The 16417-nt window shown below is 66.8% G+C and carries 17 protein-coding genes; 11 read left to right on the top strand and 6 right to left on the bottom strand.

The features are described 5' to 3' along the window. Nucleotides 1-171 precede the first annotated feature (171 nt). From ccoG to ACODS4_RS27630, 5 genes are all read left to right on the top strand, one after another. Nucleotides 172-1659 carry a cytochrome c oxidase accessory protein CcoG gene (ccoG, locus tag ACODS4_RS27650; protein WP_488869022.1) on the top strand — a complete coding sequence of 496 codons (1488 nt, stop codon included), beginning with the start codon at nucleotides 172-174 and terminating at the stop codon, nucleotides 1657-1659. 66 nt (nucleotides 1660-1725) lie between these two features. After that, nucleotides 1726-2241 (top strand): FixH family protein, encoded by a 516-nt coding sequence (locus ACODS4_RS27645; protein ID WP_488869020.1) that lies wholly within the window; start codon nucleotides 1726-1728, stop codon nucleotides 2239-2241. Nucleotides 2242-2309: 68 nt separating this feature from the next. After that, entirely contained in the window at nucleotides 2310-4784 is a 2475-nt protein-coding gene (locus tag ACODS4_RS27640; RefSeq protein ID WP_488869018.1) for a heavy metal translocating P-type ATPase metal-binding domain-containing protein, read from the top strand. Beyond that, nucleotides 4738-4869, top strand: coding sequence for a cbb3-type cytochrome oxidase assembly protein CcoS (ccoS, locus tag ACODS4_RS27635; protein ID WP_488869024.1), 132 nt, complete (start codon nucleotides 4738-4740; stop codon nucleotides 4867-4869). Before ACODS4_RS27640 ends, ccoS begins: the two co-directional genes overlap by 47 nt. A 181-nt stretch (nucleotides 4870-5050) precedes the next feature. Then, entirely contained in the window at nucleotides 5051-5713 is a 663-nt protein-coding gene (locus tag ACODS4_RS27630) for a Crp/Fnr family transcriptional regulator (RefSeq protein WP_488869016.1), read from the top strand. Between the two features lie 24 nt (nucleotides 5714-5737). Here ACODS4_RS27630 and gcvA (ACODS4_RS27625) read toward each other — a convergent pair whose 3' ends face one another. Then, nucleotides 5738-6637 (bottom strand): transcriptional regulator GcvA, encoded by a 900-nt coding sequence (gene gcvA / locus ACODS4_RS27625; RefSeq protein ID WP_488869014.1) that lies wholly within the window; start codon nucleotides 6635-6637, stop codon nucleotides 5738-5740. A gap of 132 nt (nucleotides 6638-6769) precedes the next feature. Between gcvA (ACODS4_RS27625) and ACODS4_RS27620 the strand changes: the two genes are divergently transcribed. Beyond that, nucleotides 6770-7474, top strand: a complete 705-nt coding sequence (locus tag ACODS4_RS27620; protein ID WP_488869012.1) for an SDR family oxidoreductase — start codon at nucleotides 6770-6772, stop codon at nucleotides 7472-7474. 22 nt (nucleotides 7475-7496) lie between these two features. On the opposite strand, the gene ACODS4_RS27615 is transcribed toward ACODS4_RS27620, so the two are convergent. After that, nucleotides 7497-8561, bottom strand: coding sequence for a COX15/CtaA family protein (locus ACODS4_RS27615; RefSeq protein ID WP_488869010.1), 1065 nt, complete (start codon nucleotides 8559-8561; stop codon nucleotides 7497-7499). A 93-nt stretch (nucleotides 8562-8654) separates the two neighbouring features. Then, on the bottom strand, nucleotides 8655-8819 hold the full coding sequence (locus ACODS4_RS27610; RefSeq protein WP_488869008.1) for a hypothetical protein: 165 nt from the start codon (nucleotides 8817-8819) through the stop codon (nucleotides 8655-8657). 377 nt (nucleotides 8820-9196) lie between these two features. On the opposite strand from ACODS4_RS27610, the gene groES reads away from it, so the two are divergent. The 4 genes from groES to ACODS4_RS27590 all read left to right on the top strand — a co-directional run bounded on the left by groES (nucleotide 9197) and on the right by ACODS4_RS27590 (nucleotide 12695). Continuing rightward, nucleotides 9197-9487, top strand: a complete 291-nt coding sequence (gene groES / locus ACODS4_RS27605) for a co-chaperone GroES (RefSeq protein WP_488869006.1) — start codon at nucleotides 9197-9199, stop codon at nucleotides 9485-9487. A 52-nt stretch (nucleotides 9488-9539) separates the two neighbouring features. Further along, the gene (gene groL / locus ACODS4_RS27600) at nucleotides 9540-11192 is read left to right on the top strand and encodes a chaperonin GroEL (RefSeq protein WP_488869004.1); all 1653 of its coding nucleotides are present in this window, start codon (nucleotides 9540-9542) and stop codon (nucleotides 11190-11192) included. A gap of 230 nt (nucleotides 11193-11422) precedes the next feature. After that, nucleotides 11423-11773 carry a hypothetical protein gene (locus ACODS4_RS27595; protein ID WP_298368446.1) on the top strand — a complete coding sequence of 117 codons (351 nt, stop codon included), beginning with the start codon at nucleotides 11423-11425 and terminating at the stop codon, nucleotides 11771-11773. Nucleotides 11774-11777: 4 nt separating this feature from the next. Continuing rightward, nucleotides 11778-12695, top strand: a complete 918-nt coding sequence (locus ACODS4_RS27590; protein ID WP_488869001.1) for a DMT family transporter — start codon at nucleotides 11778-11780, stop codon at nucleotides 12693-12695. 182 nt (nucleotides 12696-12877) lie between these two features. On the opposite strand, the gene ACODS4_RS27585 is transcribed toward ACODS4_RS27590, so the two are convergent. The 3 genes from ACODS4_RS27585 to ACODS4_RS27575 all read right to left on the bottom strand — a co-directional run bounded on the left by ACODS4_RS27585 (nucleotide 12878) and on the right by ACODS4_RS27575 (nucleotide 15231). Next, entirely contained in the window at nucleotides 12878-13777 is a 900-nt protein-coding gene (locus ACODS4_RS27585; RefSeq protein WP_488868999.1) for a DMT family transporter, read from the bottom strand. A gap of 66 nt (nucleotides 13778-13843) precedes the next feature. Continuing rightward, nucleotides 13844-14743, bottom strand: a complete 900-nt coding sequence (gene gcvA / locus ACODS4_RS27580; RefSeq protein ID WP_488868997.1) for a transcriptional regulator GcvA — start codon at nucleotides 14741-14743, stop codon at nucleotides 13844-13846. Between the two features lie 50 nt (nucleotides 14744-14793). Then, complete coding sequence (locus ACODS4_RS27575) at nucleotides 14794-15231, bottom strand: PaaI family thioesterase (RefSeq protein WP_488868995.1); 438 nt, start codon at nucleotides 15229-15231, stop codon at nucleotides 14794-14796. Between the two features lie 351 nt (nucleotides 15232-15582). Between ACODS4_RS27575 and ACODS4_RS27570 the strand changes: the two genes are divergently transcribed. After that, nucleotides 15583-16417, top strand: an 835-nt coding sequence (locus ACODS4_RS27570) for a hypothetical protein (protein WP_488868993.1), incomplete at its 3' end; no start/stop codon positions are given.

The following is a 16417-nucleotide window of genomic DNA, read 5'->3' as shown; positions in this document are numbered from 1 at the left end:
GAGTCGATGGGGCCGGGGGCGGGAACGCGCGGACGCTCCGCCCTGTTTGATCCATCGCAATGCCGCTGCGGCATTCCGCCGCCATAGTGGTCCACGCGCGCCCCACCCATTGTTGTTGCGGATGCGGCGCCGACATCGGCCACCGCAACGCCCAAACGGGAAGGCGAGGGAATGAGCACGGCTACGGAAACGCCCAAGGTCCAGAACGCGGCCAAGACTGAGAAGCGCACGGCGCAATCGCTGTTTCAGAAGCACGCGAAGGTCTACCCGAAATCCGTCCGTGGCCGCTTTCGCCAAATCAAATGGGCGGCGCTGAGCGCCATGCTGGCGATCTATTACATCCTGCCTTGGATTCGCTGGGATCGCGGGCCGAACGCGCCCAGCCAGGCGGTGTTGCTCGACATCGAGCACCGGCGTTTCTACCTGTTCTTCATCGAGCTGTGGCCGCAGCAAATCTATTACCTGACCGGCGCGCTGATTCTGGCGGCGCTGGGGCTGTTTCTGGCCACCTCGCTGGCCGGACGCGTCTGGTGCGGCTACGCCTGCCCGCAAACCGTTTGGACCGACCTGTTTGTCTGGGTCGAGCATCTGGTGGAGGGGGAGCGTGGAACGCGCATCCGCCGCGACCACGGTCCATGGACCTTTGACAAGCTGTGGCGCAAGGCGGCGACCAACGCCATCTGGCTGCTGATCGGGCTGGCCACCGGCGGCGCCTGGATTTTCTACTTCACCGACGCGCCGACCCTGTTGGGCGAGTTGGTCCGGTTCGAGGCGTCTTCGACCGCCGTCGGCTTCATCGGCCTGTTCACCGGCACCACCTATCTGCTCGCCGGTTTCGCCCGCGAGCAGGTCTGCACCTACATGTGCCCGTGGCCGCGTTTTCAGTCGGCGATGATCGACGAGGAGAGTCTGGTCGTCACCTATCAGGAATGGCGCGGCGAAGGCCGGGCGCCGCTGCGCAAGTCGCAGAGCTGGGAGGAACGGGCGGACGCGGGCCTGGGCGACTGCATCGACTGCTTCAATTGCGTGCAGGTCTGCCCGGCGGGCATCGACATTCGCGACGGGTTGCAGATGCAATGCATCGGCTGCGGTCTGTGCGTGGACGCCTGCGACGAGATCATGGTGAAGATCGGCCGCCCGACCGGGCTGGTGACGTTCGACACCCAGACCAACCAGATCGCCCTGTCGTCGGGCGGCAAGCCGGTCGCGTCGAAATGGCTGCGCCCGCGCGTCATCATCTATTCGTTGAGCATGCTGGTGATCGGCGGGGCCATCGTCGCCGGTCTGGCCCTGCGCCCGGGTCTGGACGTCAGCGTTCTGCGCGACCGCGCGCCGCTGTTCGTGGCGCTGGCCGACGGCACGGTGCGCAACGCCTACACCTTCAAGATCTCCAACATGACCCGCGATCCGCGCGATTATGTGCTGTCGGTCGAGGGGCTGGCCGGGGCGACCATCGCGGTCGCCGGGGACGGGCAGGGCGAGCAAACCATGCACCAGCGTTTGACCGCCGCGCCCGACATGGTCGCCACCTATCGCATTTTTGTGACCGTTCCGCGCGGCTCTTTGCGCGAGGCGTCGCAGCCGCTAAACCTCACCCTGACCTCGGCCAATGGGGAAACCGCCTCTTACCAGACGGTCTTCATGGGGCCGGGGAACTGAGTTGGTCTCGTAACTGATTCGCCGCTGATTTCGTGATACGGTCCCGCAACCGAAGGCCTGCCGAGCATGACCATGACCTCGTCCACCGGACTCCGTCCGATCCGCGCCCCCCGTCAGAAGGGCTGGTACATCCCCTGGATCTTCGTGGGGCTTTTCCTGGTGGTGGCTGCGGTGAACGGGGTGATGATTCACTTCGCCTTCTCCAGTTGGACCGGGTTGCAGACCGAGGAGCATTTCCTCAAGGGCATCAAATACAACCAGGATCTGGCGGGCGCCCGCGCCCAGGCCGAACGCGGCTGGCAGGTCAACGCCGATTTCACCAGCACCGAACCGCTGAAGGGCCTCGCCTCGTTGACCCTGCGCGACAAGAACGGGGCGCTGCTGGAGGGGGCCACGGTCACGATCAAGCTGATCCGCCCGACCAGCGTCGGCCATGACGTGACGATGGAGCTTCCTTACCTGGGCGAGGGCCGCTACGCCGCCCCAGTGACGCTGGCTCTGGAAGGCCAGTGGGACATGCGGGTGGAGATTCAGCATTCCAGCGGCGATTATCAGAATCAAAAGCGCGTTTGGGTGCAGTGAAGCGGCCTTGCCGCCGCATGGGCGTTCGCATGGGCGTCCGGGCGGCGGCGTTTCTTGGGTGATCTGACATGACCGTCTGCCTTCATTGCGGGCAGGAGCAAGGCGAGGGGGCCGCGTCGGCGGCTCTCGCGGCGGATGGGGCCGGACCATTCTGCTGCTCCGGCTGCGCCGCCGCCTATGACCTTGTGCGTGGGCTTGGGTTGGGGCGTTACTACGACCGGCGCAGCGTCGATCCGTCGGCGCGCCCGTTGCGCCCCGACGACGACGCCCCCGCCATTGATTATTCCCCGCACGCGCGGCTTGAGGCCGATGGCGCGCACAGCCTGCATCTGATGGTGGACGGGCTGCAATGCGCCGCCTGCGTCTGGCTGATCGAAACCGCGCTGGGGCGGCAGCCGGGCGTCGTTCAGGCGCGGCTGAACATGACGACGCGGCGGCTGACCCTGCGCTGGAACCCGGCGGAGACCAACGCCAACGCCGTGGTCGGCACGGTGACTCAGTTGGGCTACCGCGCCGTTCCGTTCGACCCGGATCGGTTGGGCGGCGCCCAGGCGAAGACCGAAAAGGAATTGCTGCGCGCCATGGCGGTGGCCGGATTCGCCATGGGCAACGTCATGCTGCTGTCGGTGTCGGTCTGGGCCGGATACAGCCAGGGCATGGGCACGGCGACGCGCGACCTGATGCACTGGATTTCCGCGCTGATTTGCATGCCCGCCATCGCCTACGCCTTGCGTCCTTTCGCGCGGTCGGCCTTTGCCGCCTTGCGGCGCGGGCGGACCAACATGGACGTGCCCGTCACCATCGGCGTGCTGCTCGCCACCGGGATGAGCCTGTTTGAGACGATGAACAGCGGCCTGCACGCCTATTTCGACGGCGCGGTGATGCTGCTGTTCTTCCTGTTGATCGGGCGCTACCTCGACCAGCGGGCGCGTGGGCGGGCGCGGTCGGCGGCGGAGCAGCTTTTGGGCTTGCGCGCCAACGCGGTGACGATCCTGCGCGAGGACGGAACCAGCGCGGTGGTGACGCCCGAACAGGTCAACCCCGGCACGGTGATTCTGGTCGCGACCGGCGAGCGCGTTCCGGTCGATGGCCGGGTGCTGGACGGCGTGTCCGACCTCGACACCGCGCTCATCACCGGGGAAACGGTGCCGGGAAGCGTCCGGCCCGGCGATCAGGTCTTCGCCGGGATGCTGAATTTGACCGCGCCCTTGCGGCTGACGGTGACGGCGGTCGGCGAAGGAACCCTGCTGGCCGAGATCGTCCGCTTGATGGAGGTGGCCGAACAGGGCCGCGCCAAATATGTGGCGGTGGCCGACCGGGTGTCGCGGCTGTACGCGCCGGTGGTTCACGTCGCCGCGCTCAGCACCTTCGCCGCCTGGACCGTGATCGGCGGCGCGCCGTGGCAGGTCGCCTTGATGAACGCGGTCGCCGTGCTCATCATCACCTGCCCCTGCGCGCTGGCGTTGGCGGTGCCGGTGGTGCAGGTGATCGCCAGCGGGCGCTTGATGCGGCAAGGCACCCTGTTGAAGAACGCCACGGCGCTGGAGCGTCTGGCCGTCATCGACACCGTGGTGTTCGACAAAACCGGCACCCTGACCGAAGGCCGTCCGACGCCGCAGTTGGACGGGGTCGATCCCGAGGATCTGCGGCTGGCCGTGTCGCTGGCCGGGGCCAGCCGCCATCCGCTGGCGCGCGCCTTGGCCTCGGCGCTGCCCGGCGTGCCGGTGGCGGCGGGCGTGCGCGAGATTCCCGGCGCGGGGTTGGAGTGGGATGGCGCGGACGGGGTGATCCGTTTGGGCAGCCGCCGTTTCACCGGCGCGCCGGACGACGCGCTGGACGCGGGCGGGCCGGAATTGTGGCTGACCCGGCCCGGCGTGGCTCCGCAGCGAATCCTTTTCCTCGACGCGCCGCGCCCGGACGCGGCGGCGGTGGTCGCGGCGCTGAAGGCGCGCGGGCTGGACGTCCGGCTGCTGTCGGGCGACCGGCGCGGCGCGGTGGCGGCGGTGGCCGAGCGGCTGGGCATCGCCGATTGGCGGGCCGAACAGACTCCCGCCGACAAGACCGCCGCGCTGGCCGAACTGGCCGGGCAGGGGCGCCGGGTGCTGATGGTCGGCGACGGGCTGAACGACGCGCCCGCCCTGGCGGCGGCGTCGGTGTCGATGTCGCCCTCGACGGCGGTGGACGTCAGCCAGACGGCGGCGGACGTGGTGTTTCAGGGGCGGATGCTGCGCCCCATCGTCGAATCGGTGGAGGTCGCCCGGCGGTCGGGCCGTCTGGTGAAGCAGAATTTCGCCATCGCGCTGCTCTACAATCTCTGCGCGGTGCCGCTGGCGATGGCCGGGTTGCTGACGCCGCTGTTGGCGGCGCTGGCGATGTCGTCGTCGTCGCTGATCGTCATTCTCAACGCGCTGCGGCTGGCCCGTGGCTCTGTGGTCAAGGATTTGGGCAATGGACGAGCTTCTCTATCTGATCGCGATCGCGCTGAGTCTGGGCGGGTTGGGGCTGGCGGCGTTTCTGTGGGCGCTGAAGTCCGGTCAGTTTGAGGATCTGGACGGGGCGGCCAACCGCATCCTGTTCGACGACGACGCGCCGCTGCCCCCCAGCAAACCGGCGCCCGAACGTCAATAGCCCCGGCAGGGGCATGGACATAGGAAGGGGGGGGCGCGAGCATGGTTGCGCTTCCCAACGATTGCCACCAATATGGACCTTCGCACGGTAGAGGCTGGGTCCATCCATGCCACCTTTCGATATGGGTCGCGCTCGTGACAAGAGCGCTTCGACGGAAATGAATCCCTGCGGGGCCTGTCCCGTGCGCAGCCTGACGGTCTGCGCCGCCTTGGACCCCGAAGAGGTGCGCCGTCTCGCCGAGATCCTCCAAACCATGCGGGTTGACGCCGGGCACACCTTGTTCAGCGAGGGCGACACCGCCGACGCGCTGTACAACGTCACCTCCGGGACGGTGAAGCTGTACAAGCTGCTGCCCGATGGGCGGCGCCAGATCACCGGCTTTCTGGTGACAGGCGATTTCCTTGGCCTGTCGGTCAACGAAAGCTACGCTTACACCGCCGAATCCGTCACCAGCGCGTCGCTCTGCCGCTTTCCGCGCAAGAAAATCGACGTCCTGATGGACGAGTTCCCCAAGATGCAGCGCCGCCTGTTCTCGATGGCGTCGAACGAGTTGGCGGCGGCGCAGGACCAGATGCTGCTGCTGGGCCGCAAGACGGCCAAGGAGAAGATCTGCTCCTTCCTGCTGATGCTGTCGCAACGCGCGGCGCGGCGCGGCCACAAGGAAAACCCGGTCTTCGTGCCGATGAGCCGGGCCGACATCGCCGATTATCTTGGCCTGACGACGGAAACCGTCAGCCGCACCTTCACCCAATTGAAGACGGTCGGCGTCATCTCGCTTCAGGAAGGCAACAAGGTCCTGATCGCCGATCTCGACGCCATGTATGATCTGGCCGAGGGCGGCTGAGGGCGTCGATCCGGCGGCGCCCGCTCACGCCGGGGCGTTTTTTCCAGCCGCGAGCAGCCAATCACGAATGCGCTGAGTCGGCCCTGGATGACGGGGTTTGCGCGGCGCGACCACGTAGAAGCTCAACGGCCCTGTCAGCACGCCGTCGAACGGACGGACCAGCCGCCCATCGGCGAGATCCCGTTCCACCAGGAAACGGCTGACCAGCGCGACCCCTTGGCCCGCCAGCGCCGCGTCCATCGCCAAGGCGGTGTGGCTGAAGCGAATCCCCCGCTGGGGCTGGGGCGAAAGTCCGGCCATGGTGGCGGCGATGAAGTCGGGCCACAGATTGTGGGCGTCGTGCAGCAGGACGAAGCGATCCAGCGCTTGCGGCGGCAAGGGCTGGGCCGCGTCGGCCAGCAGGGACGGGCTGCACACCGCGACGACCTCCTGCTCGAACAGGAGATCCGCCGTCAACCCCGGCCCGAAGGGCGGCTTGCCCTGGCGAACGGCGACGTCCACCCCGTCGGTCTGGAAATTCGACAGGGATTCGGCGGCCAACACCCGCAAATCCAGATCGGGATGCGCGGCGGTCAGTTGGTGCAGGCGGGGAATCAGCCATTTTGAGGCGAAGGTCGGCGTCACGCTGATGGTCAGCCGAAGCGGCGTTGGGCGCAGGGTCGCCGTCGCCTCGGCGATCTGCTCGAAGGCGCGGCGAATCTGCGCGGCGTAGGCCAACCCGGCGCCGGTCAGCGCCAGCGAGCGGGACCGCCGTTCAAAGAGTTGCAGGCCAAGAATGGCCTCCAGATGACGCACCTGCTGGGCGACGGCGCTTTGCGTCACCCCCAGCGCCTCGGCGGCGAGGCGGAAGTTCAAATGGCGCGCCGCCATGTCGAAGGCGCGCAGGGCGTTCAGCGGCGGCAACGGGGCTTGCGGGTCGCTCATCCAACAGATTTTCTATCGTATGAAAGCCGGAAAACTGGTTTGAGCGGTGGATTGATCCGCGCCTAATCTTAAGCATGAAACGCGAGCGGACGGCGCTTTTTCCCGCGCGTCCCATTCAGGAAAGGCTTCACCATGTCGATGGAAAAAGTGGCGCTCATCACCGCAGGCGGCAGCGGCATGGGGGCGGACGCGGCGCGGCGGCTGGCGGCGGACGGCTTCCGCGTCGCCATCCTGTCCTCGTCGGGCAAGGGCGAGGCGTTGGCGCAGGAGCTTGGCGGCGTCGGCGTCACCGGCTCCAACCGCTCCAACGACGATCTGGCGCGTCTGGTGGACGTCGCGATGGGGCGCTGGGGCCGAATCGACGTGTTGGTGAACAGCGCCGGGCATGGCCCGCGCGGGCCGGTTCTCGACCTGACGGACGAGGATTGGCACATGGGCCTGGATGTTTATCTGATGAACGTGATTCGCCCGACCCGTCTGGTCGCGCCGATCATGGTCGGGCAGAAGGGCGGGGCGATCATCAATATTTCCAGCTTCGCCGCGTTCGAGCCGGACCCGCTGTTTCCGACCTCGGCGGTGTTCCGGGCCGGGCTGGCGTCCTACGCCAAGCTGTTTTCCGACAAATACGCCGCCGACAATGTGCGGATGAACAACGTCCTGCCCGGCTTCATCGACAGTCTGCCGGAAACCGAAGAGCGGCGGCAGCGCATCCCGATGCGGCGCTATGGCAAAAGCGAGGAAGTGGCGGCGACCATCGCCTTCCTCGCCTCGCCCGGCGGCGGCTACATCACCGGGCAGAACATCCGCGTTGACGGCGGCATCACCCGGTCGGTTTGACGCCGGTTGGTTTGATCGGGAGTCAGCGACGCACCGGGCGCAACTCGTGCAGCAGCCAGACCAGGGCGGAGACGACCAAAATCGCTCCGGCCTGATGGGCGGCGGCGATCGGGATCCACACCACGGTCAACAGGGTGGCGACGCCCAACCCGATCTGAACCAGCACCACCGCGCCCGCCGCCCGCGCGGCCTGGGTCGCGCGTCCGGGCAGGCGCGCGGTCGCCGTGCGAATCGCCAGCGCCACCACCGTCAGCCCGGTCAACAGCGCCAAGGCGCGGTGAATCAGTTGGATGGCCGCCGTGTTCTCGAACGGGTTATGCCACCAGGGCGTCAGCGTGCCGATTTCCGGCGGGATGACATAGCCCTCCATCAGGGGGAAGGTGTTGTAGGCGTATCCCGCCCGCGACCCGGCGACGAAGGCCCCCCAGACGATGGTGACGGCGACCAACCCCAAGGCCCAGCGGGCGTGGCGGCGCAAGCCCGCCGACTCGGGCCGCCACCCGGCCAGCGGCAGCGGATCGAGCAGGCCAAGCGCCGTGCGCAGCAACAGGGCGTAAATCAGAATCGCGGTTCCCAGATGCAGGGCCAGCCGGTAATGGCTGACGTTCGGTTGATCGACCAGCCCGCTTTTGACCATGAACCAGCCGATTCCGCCCTGCAAACCGCCCAACAGGAACAGCCCGGCCAGTTTGGGCCACAGATCCGCCGCGATTCGCCCCTGAAACCAGAAGCGCAGGAAGGGAAAGAGGAAAACAAAGCCGATCACCTGCCCCCACAGCCGGTGAAACCACTCCCACCAGAAGATTTCCTGGAACCCGGCCAGATCCATCCGGTTGTTGAAAATGCGGAATTCCGGCGTGCTCTTGTACAGGTCGAACACGCGGTTCCATTCGGCGTCGGACAGCGGCGGCAGGATGCCGATCAACGGCTTCCATTCCACCATCGACAGGCCGGATTCGGTCAGACGGGTGATGGCGCCGATGACGGCCATCGCCAGCACCATCGCGGCGCACAGCAGCAGCCACCACGCGATGGGCCGGTTGTCAGAGGAGGAGGCGCGCAAACGGTCGGTGGCGAAGGCGGTCACGGGCGGCATTCCTGACGAACAAGGTCGGATGTTCGTCACTGTGGCGCTGGGAATCGGTCGCGTCAAACATTGCGCGGCTCTCGGATGATCCGTTTAGGGCATTTCCTGCACCGCGCCGCACAACACGAACAGGGCGAAGAGCAGAGCGAACAGCCCGGCGATGGTGGTGAATTCCAGCAGCGCCTCGGTCAGCCACAGGATGCGTTCCTGGCGGTCCGCCGTTTGTTTCGCCAAGGTGGCCATGTCGTCGTCTCCCATGAGGGGCGCCTCGTGAGGGTTGCCTCAAAACCAATTTCAATAAAATTTTACGAAAATCACTAATGGTGCGCTGTGACGGAGGTCACAGGCGGCCTGAAATCGGCGCGGCGTGTTGGCTCCGGGGGCGGAAATGTGATTCTTTTGCGAAACAGGGGACGTTGAAGATCGCCGGAAAAAAGAAAATATCCGTGTTAGGACAATTGGTTAAGATGTTCTCGTCGGAGCCTCGTCGGTCCGCCTGCGCAAAAATCATCCGCAAGCCTCTTGAATCCAAAATCGCCATCCATTAGCTGTCTGGCACTCGCCGGGCGTGAGTGCTAACAAGCGCGCCCCGGATTTCCAGATCACGTTCAAGCCTTATCCAAGGAGGCCGTCCCATGAAGTTCCGTCCGCTCCACGACCGCGTCGTCGTCAAGCGTCTGGAGTCCGATACCAAGACCAAGGGCGGGATCATCATCCCCGACACGGCGAAGGAAAAGCCGCAGGAAGGCGAAATCATCGCCGTCGGCCCCGGCGCCCGTGATGATTCGGGCAAGATCGTCGCGCTCGACGTCAAGGCCGGCGACCGCATCCTGTTTGGGAAGTGGTCGGGCACCGAAGTGAAGATCGAAGGCCAGGATTTCCTCATCATGAAGGAATCCGACATCATGGGCGTCATCGAAGGCTGATTTCCTTCGCCCGACCTTCGTTTCGACATTCGATACTCAGAGGAATTGAGACATGGCTGCCAAAGAAGTTAAGTTCGGCCCCTCCGCGCGCGAAAAGCTGCTGCGTGGCGTCGACATCCTGGCCGACGCGGTCAAGGTCACGCTCGGCCCCAAGGGCCGCAACGTCGTGATTGAGAAGTCCTTCGGCGCCCCGCGCATCACCAAGGACGGCGTGACGGTCGCCAAGGAAATCGAACTGGCCGACAAGTTCGAGAACATGGGCGCCCAGATGGTCCGCGAGGTCGCCTCGAAGACCAACGATCTGGCCGGCGACGGCACCACCACCGCGACCGTGCTGGCCCAGGCCATCGTTCGTGAAGGCGTGACCAAGGTCGCCGCCGGTCTGAACCCGATGGATCTGAAGCGCGGCATCGATCTGGCCGTCGAGACCGTCGTCGCCGACATCAAGGCGCGCGCCAAGAAGGTCACGACCAACGACGAGATCGCCCAGGTCGGCACCATCTCCGCCAACGGCGAGTCCGAAATCGGCAAGATGATCGCCCAGGCGATGGAGCGCGTCGGCAACGAGGGCGTCATCACGGTGGAAGAGGCCAAGGGCCTGGACACCGAGCTGGACGTCGTCGAGGGCATGCAGTTCGATCGCGGCTATCTGTCGCCGTACTTCATCACCAACGCCGACAAGATGATCGCGGACCTCGAAAACCCGTACATCCTGTTGCACGAGAAGAAGCTGTCGGGCCTCCAGCCGCTGCTGCCGGTTCTCGAAGCCGTCGTTCAGTCCTCGCGTCCGCTGCTGATCGTTGCGGAAGACATCGAAGGCGAGGCTCTGGCCACGCTGGTCGTCAACAAGCTGCGCGGCGGCCTGAAGATCGCCGCCGTCAAGGCTCCGGGCTTCGGCGATCGTCGCAAGGCGATGCTGGAAGACATGGCCATCCTCACCGGCGGTCAGGTCATCAGCGAAGACCTCGGCATCAAGCTTGAGAACGTCACCGTCGACATGCTCGGCACCGCCAAGAAGGTCGTGATCTCCAAGGAGAACACCACCATCGTCGACGGCGCCGGCGAAAAGGCCGACATCGAAGCCCGTTGCGGCCAGATCCGCGCGCAGGCCGAGGAGACCACCTCGGACTACGACCGTGAGAAGCTGCAAGAGCGTCTGGCCAAGCTGGCGGGCGGCATCGCCGTCATCCGCGTCGGCGGCGCCACCGAGGTCGAGGTGAAGGAGCGCAAGGATCGCGTTGACGACGCGATGCACGCGACCCGCGCGGCGGTTGAAGAGGGTGTGGTCGCCGGTGGCGGCACGGCCCTGCTGTACGCCACCCGCGCTCTCGACAAGCTGGTCCCGGTCAACGACGAGCAGCGCGTCGGCATCGACATCATCCGTCGCGCCCTCCAGGCCCCGGTTCGTCAGATCGCCTACAACGCGGGCACCGATGGCTCCATCGTCGTCGGCAAGCTGCTCGACCAGACCGACACCAACTTCGGTTACGACGCTCAGAAGGGCGTGTTCACCGATCTGGTCGGCGCTGGCATCATCGATCCGGTGAAGGTGGTTCGCACCGCCCTCCAGGACGCGGCCTCGATCGCTGGCCTGCTCATCACCACCGAGGCGATGATCGCCGAGAAGCCTGAGAAGAAGGCTGCTGGCGGCATGCCGGGCGGCGGCATGGGCGGCATGGGCGGCATGGACGACATGGGCTTCTAATCAGACGCCCAAGACGTTTGACGCTTTGCTTTGGAAAGGGGCGCCCCTCGCAAGGGGGGCGCCCTTTTTCTTCGTGAGGATCCGCTTTCCTGAATGTCAAGCCGAACTCTGGCTTGCTTTGCCACCGCTGGCTTCCAATAATCCGGCCTCCACGCCGAAGGCCGCCATCAAGGCCAGGGCGGATCGACCGCTTTCTTTTTACAACTTTCTTTTTACAACGAGGCTTTTCCATGCGCTCCTTCGAGGGCCAGCATTCCGACAACGTCGCCATCAAGCGCACCCGCGAGCAGAAGCAGCGGCAGGTCGCGCAGCTCAAGGAGCAGCTTGCGACGCTGAAGGCCCACGCCGCGCCCGCCATCCGCGAGGCCCTGGTCAAGCGCATCGCCGAACTCGACGCCGAACTGCGCCAGCCGCCCAAGCCGGAACGCGAAGGCCGCGAGCGCGACCGTGACGACGCCCCGCGCCCGCCCCGCCGGGAAAGCCGCGCCAGCGTTTACCGCAGCGACGACACCGGGCCGGGGGCGACGTCGGCCGCCGCCGCCGCGTCGGCCGCCTTCGCCTCTCCCCGCCGCCGCAGTTGACGCCATGGCCGATGACCGCGTCGTCCCAGCCAAGAGCCGCCGCCTGATGGATCAGGCGTGGCTGTTGATGATGCTGCCGCCCCTGTTTTGGGCGGGCAACGCGGTCATGGGCCGCGCCGTCGCCGGGGCGGTGCCGCCCATCGGTCTGGCCTTCTGGCGCTGGACCTTGGGCACGCTCATCATCTTGCCCTTCGCCTGGAAGCATCTGCGCCACGATCTGTCGCCGCTGCTGGCGGGGTGGAAGGACGTGCTGGTGTTGGGGACGCTGGGCATCGGCCTGTTCAACACCTTTCAATACATCGCGCTGAACTCCACCACGGCGCTCAACAGCGTGATGCTGCAATCGTCGATGCCGGTGCTGATCGTGCTGATGAGCCTGGTGCTGTTCGGCGACCGCGTGCGCCCGGCCCAGGGGCTGGGAATCGTCGTCTCGTTGGTCGGCGCCACCACCCTGATTTCGCACGGCGATCCGGCGGTTTTGCTGGGGCTGCAATTGAACGTCGGCGATGTCTGGATGCTGGCCGCCATCGCCATCTACGCCGCTTACACCACGCTGCTCCGCCGCAAACCGGCGGTGCATGGGCTGAGCTTCGTCGTCGCCACCTTCGCCATCGGCGCGGTGGAGCTGCTGCCCTTCTATCTGTGGGAAACCGCGACTCAGCGCGCGGTGGAGCCGACGGCGGTCACATTTCTGGCGGTCGGCTATGTGGCGCTGTTCCCGTCCATCGTCGCCTATCTCTGCTTCAACCGGGTGGTCGAACTGGTCGGGGCCAACACCGCCGGTCTGGCGATCCATCTGGTCCCGGTCTTCGGCAGCCTGCTGGCCGTGCTGTTTCTGGGTGAGCAGCCGCACCTGTATCACGGCGTCGGCATCGCCCTGATCGCCACGGGAATCGCGCTGGCGACCCGGCGGCGGGGGTAACGTTCCACGGCCTTAACGGATGATCGCTCACCCCTCCACGGTCAGCATGGCGGCAAGGTCACGCCAATCCTGCGCCTGCGCGTGTTTTGTCACGCGTCACCCCAAAATCTCTTCCAAGGCGACTGTGACAAGGCGGGATCACGCCGACAAACGACGAAGCTTCAACGCCGGTTGAGCCGAGATCACCGATCCGGTCGGCGGGCCAGCAGACCGCCCCACACGATCAACCCCAGCCCCAGCAACGACAGCGGCGTCAGCACGTCGCCGAACAGGACGGCGGCCAGCAACACGCCGAATCCGGTTCCCCAATAGCCGATCTGGCTGAACACCACCGGCCCGCCGATCTGTTGCAGGCGGAAATTCAGCACATAGGACAGCGCCGACACGGCGATCAAAACCAGCAGCCACGCCAAAAGCGGCGGATCGGCGAAGCGCCACTCCCCCGGAGCGTCAAAAACCGGGGCAAGAACGGCGACGGCCAGACTTGAGGTGAACAGGGTTCCGCAGGAAAAGGCCAAGGCCGAGGAACCGGCGGGCCAACAGGCCGAGCGGATGATGTTTCCCAGCGCCGCGCAGGCGGGAACCGCCAAACCGATCATCACCCACAGGGGTTGGCCCAAATCAAGGTGAGCCAATTCCTGCTGCACCAGCGTGACCATCCCGACAAAGCCGAGCAGGATTCCGGCGAAGCGGCGGGGAAACATCCGCTCCACCCCCAGCCCCGCCGCGAAGCTCATCGTCAGCAAGGGCGACAGCGCGTAGACGGTGGCGGCGTAGGCCGGGCCGACCTTTTGGACCACAAAATGGGACAGCACCGTCGGAATGGCGACGCTGACCACCCCCAGCACGCCATACAAAATCAGCGACCGCCGCCCGAGCGGAATCGCCTGCCCGGAGGCCAGCAGCCAGGGCAACAGGCACAGCCCGGCCCCGGCGTTGCCGACGACGCCAAGCTGAAAGGGGTGCGCGCCGACGCCAAGCGCCGCCTTCGCCACCATGATCCGGCTGGCGAAAAGGAGGCCGCACAGCGCCAGCAACGCAAAAGCCGACGCGGCGACGCCCGCCCATCTCGTCGCGATCATGGTGAAACCCGCGCCCGCTGTTTGGAACAACTCCAAACTGCACGCTAGAGTCGCGCCCCGTCCCTGTCAATCCACCCCCGCCCGCCCATCGTCGGCGAGTTCGCGGCGGATCCAGTCGCGGAAGGCCCGGACGTCGGCGCGCTCCAACGACTCCGGGGCGCACAGCAGCCAGTAGGCGGTTGAGCAGGGGACCGCCGGTCCCAGCACGGCGACCTGCGCGCCGGAGTCCAGATCGCCGTCCACCACCGGGTGACGGCCCATCGCCACGCCCAAGCCTTCAATCGCGGCGTTGGCGGCGTATTGGATGGTGTCGAACCGCAGGCCGCTCGACACGTCCAGCCCGGCGACTCCGCGCGCGGCGGCCCAATGCGCCCATTCCTGGCTGACCTGGGTGACGTGCAGCAGCGGTTGCCCGGCCAGATCCTCCGGGCGGTTGATCGAGGCCGCCAACGCCGGGGCGCAGACCGGAATCAGGGATTCCGTCGCCAGACGCAGCGCCTCCAGCCCCGGCCACGGGCCGGTTCCCATGCGGATGGCCAGATCGACGCCGTCGCGGGGGAAATCGACCGGGCGGCGGCTGGTGTCGAGCGTGATGGCGATCCCCGGATGCCGCGCCTTGAAGCGCCGCAGCCGGGGCATCAGCCAGCGCAGGCCGAAGGTCGGCGCGGCGCTGATCGACACGGCGCCATGCGCGCGCCGCCCCGGAACCGCCGCCGTCGCCCGCGCCAGCCCGTCGAGCGCCGCGCGCACCTGTGGGGCGTAGGCCGTCCCGGCCTCGGTCAGCGCCACGGCGCGCAGGCCCCGGACGAACAGGGGGGTTCCCAACCAATCCTCCAGCGCCTGAACGCTGCGGCTGACCGCGCTGGGGGTCAACAGCAGCTCGTCCGCCGCCTCTTTGAAGCTGAGCAGCCGGGCCGCCGCCTCGAAAACGCGCAGGGTGGACAGGGGCGGCAGCTTGTAGGCCATCACACGGCTCCGGCGTCACGGCGCGGCGGGGAAGGGGCCGCCGCGCGAAATCAGGCGGCGTCGGGCATGGTCATCATCGTCGCCACCAACAGCCCGACCGGCTTTTCCACCCCCTTGGCGATGGAAAAGGCCTTGGCGGTGACGACGCTGACGCTTTTGCCCGAGCGGACCACCTCGGCCCGCGCGATCAGCGTATCGCCAACCGCCGGGGCGAAGAAATTCTGTTTGTATTCGATGGCCAGAACCGACGATCCCGGCGGCATCAGCGACAGGGCGGCGTGACCGGCGGCGGAATCCGACAAAGCGGTGACGACCGCGCCGTGCAGAAAGCCATGCTGCTGCCCAAAGGCGGCCTGAATCGGCATGGTCAATTCGCATTGCCCCGCCGCCAACCCGGTCATCCGGACGTCGAGGGTGCGCATGAAGGCCTGCGCGTCAAAACTGGCGTGAACGCGGGCGGTCTGGTCGGCGTCAAGAAGCGGCGGCATGGCGTCTCATCCCCTCTCATCTGGGCGGCGCGGCGGAACGTCCGCCGTCGGCCCAGCAAAGCCGGGGACCGATCCATCCGACAACTTCGTAAGACTCACCGCCGGGTGAGTCTTTCTCACTTGGTCGCCGTCAACTCACGGTTTCATTGTCCATCCAAGCGAAGGCGACTCTCCGTTCCTGAAAACACCTGACCTGCGCAGTAAAAAGCGACCGCCACGAAACCGACAATCTTTCGCACGCGCAGCAACAGGCTGAGCCTGTTGCAAAAGCAGAATTTCAAAAGCTGTTTCTTTGACTTGCGTCCATGGCTTGGTTATCCCTGTTGTGGGGATATTCTGGAGGCATGGCTTATGCGACAGTCGATGGTTGTCTGGGGCGCCGTGATGATGGCGACCGTTTCGGGGACCGCGCTGGCTCAGCGCGTCGAATCCTTTCCCATTGAAGACGCGAAGGGCTGGACCGGCGTCCGCTCCTTCGACAGCGACGGAAAGCTGGCGCGCTGCGCCGCCTCCCTCACCCCGCCCGGCGGCGGTCTTCTGACCTTGGCGCAGGACCGCGACCGCTCCCTTTTCCTGGCTGTCAACCATCCGAAATGGACGTTGAATTTCGGCGGAACCTCCACCATCCGGGTCGGGGTGGACAAGGGGCGCGGCGGCCCGGAAGCCGTGCCGGTCGTCGCCGGACAGGGCGCCGTCCTCGACATCACCCAGAACGCGACGCTGACGCAGGGCCTGCGCGCGGGCCGCGCCCTGTCGGTGACGGCGGGCAAGATCACCGCCAGCTTCCCGCTGATCGGCGCCACCAAGACCCTGGCCGCCCTGGCCGACTGCGTGGACGCCGCCCTGACCGCCGAAGCGGCGGCGGCGAAAGCGCCCGCCCCGGCGGCGGCTGCGCCCGCGCCTGCGCCGGAAGCTCCGGCTGCCGTTCCGACTCCTGCGCCGACGCCCGCCCCCGAAGCTCCGGCTTCCGCTCCCGCTCCGGCGGCTCCGGCCCCTGCGCCGACGCCCGCTCCCGAAGCTCCGGCTGCCGCTCCCGCTCCGGTGACTCCGGTCCCGGCGGCAACGCCAGCCCCCGAAGCTCCGGCTGCCGTCCCAGCTCCGGCGGTTTCGGCCCCTGCGCCGACGCCCGCTCCCGAAGCTCCGGCTGCCGCCCCCGCTCCGGCGGCTCCGGCCCCTGCGCCGACGC

The sequence above is a fragment of the Azospirillum sp. FG154 genome (genome assembly GCF_057809575.1).
This window is presented reverse-complemented; position numbering and strand designations above follow the sequence as displayed.

What these genes read in the sequence shown, in the direction of transcription:
- ACODS4_RS27590 (WP_488869001.1), top strand. Translation starts at nt 11,778, where the DNA reads ATGGCCGATGACCGCGTCGTCCCAGCCAAGAGCCGCCGCCTGATGGAT.
- ccoG (WP_488869022.1), top strand. Translation starts at nt 172, where the DNA reads ATGAGCACGGCTACGGAAACGCCCAAGGTCCAGAACGCGGCCAAGACT.
- gcvA (WP_488869014.1), bottom strand. Translation starts at nt 6,637, where the DNA reads ATGAGCGACCCGCAAGCCCCGTTGCCGCCGCTGAACGCCCTGCGCGCC.
- gcvA (WP_488868997.1), bottom strand. Translation starts at nt 14,743, where the DNA reads ATGGCCTACAAGCTGCCGCCCCTGTCCACCCTGCGCGTTTTCGAGGCG.
- groES (WP_488869006.1), top strand. Translation starts at nt 9,197, where the DNA reads ATGAAGTTCCGTCCGCTCCACGACCGCGTCGTCGTCAAGCGTCTGGAG.
- ACODS4_RS27620 (WP_488869012.1), top strand. Translation starts at nt 6,770, where the DNA reads ATGTCGATGGAAAAAGTGGCGCTCATCACCGCAGGCGGCAGCGGCATG.
- ACODS4_RS27575 (WP_488868995.1), bottom strand. Translation starts at nt 15,231, where the DNA reads ATGCCGCCGCTTCTTGACGCCGACCAGACCGCCCGCGTTCACGCCAGT.
- ACODS4_RS27645 (WP_488869020.1), top strand. Translation starts at nt 1,726, where the DNA reads ATGACCATGACCTCGTCCACCGGACTCCGTCCGATCCGCGCCCCCCGT.
- ACODS4_RS27585 (WP_488868999.1), bottom strand. Translation starts at nt 13,777, where the DNA reads ATGATCGCGACGAGATGGGCGGGCGTCGCCGCGTCGGCTTTTGCGTTG.
- ACODS4_RS27610 (WP_488869008.1), bottom strand. Translation starts at nt 8,819, where the DNA reads ATGGGAGACGACGACATGGCCACCTTGGCGAAACAAACGGCGGACCGC.
- ACODS4_RS27640 (WP_488869018.1), top strand. Translation starts at nt 2,310, where the DNA reads ATGACCGTCTGCCTTCATTGCGGGCAGGAGCAAGGCGAGGGGGCCGCG.
- groL (WP_488869004.1), top strand. Translation starts at nt 9,540, where the DNA reads ATGGCTGCCAAAGAAGTTAAGTTCGGCCCCTCCGCGCGCGAAAAGCTG.
- ACODS4_RS27595 (WP_298368446.1), top strand. Translation starts at nt 11,423, where the DNA reads ATGCGCTCCTTCGAGGGCCAGCATTCCGACAACGTCGCCATCAAGCGC.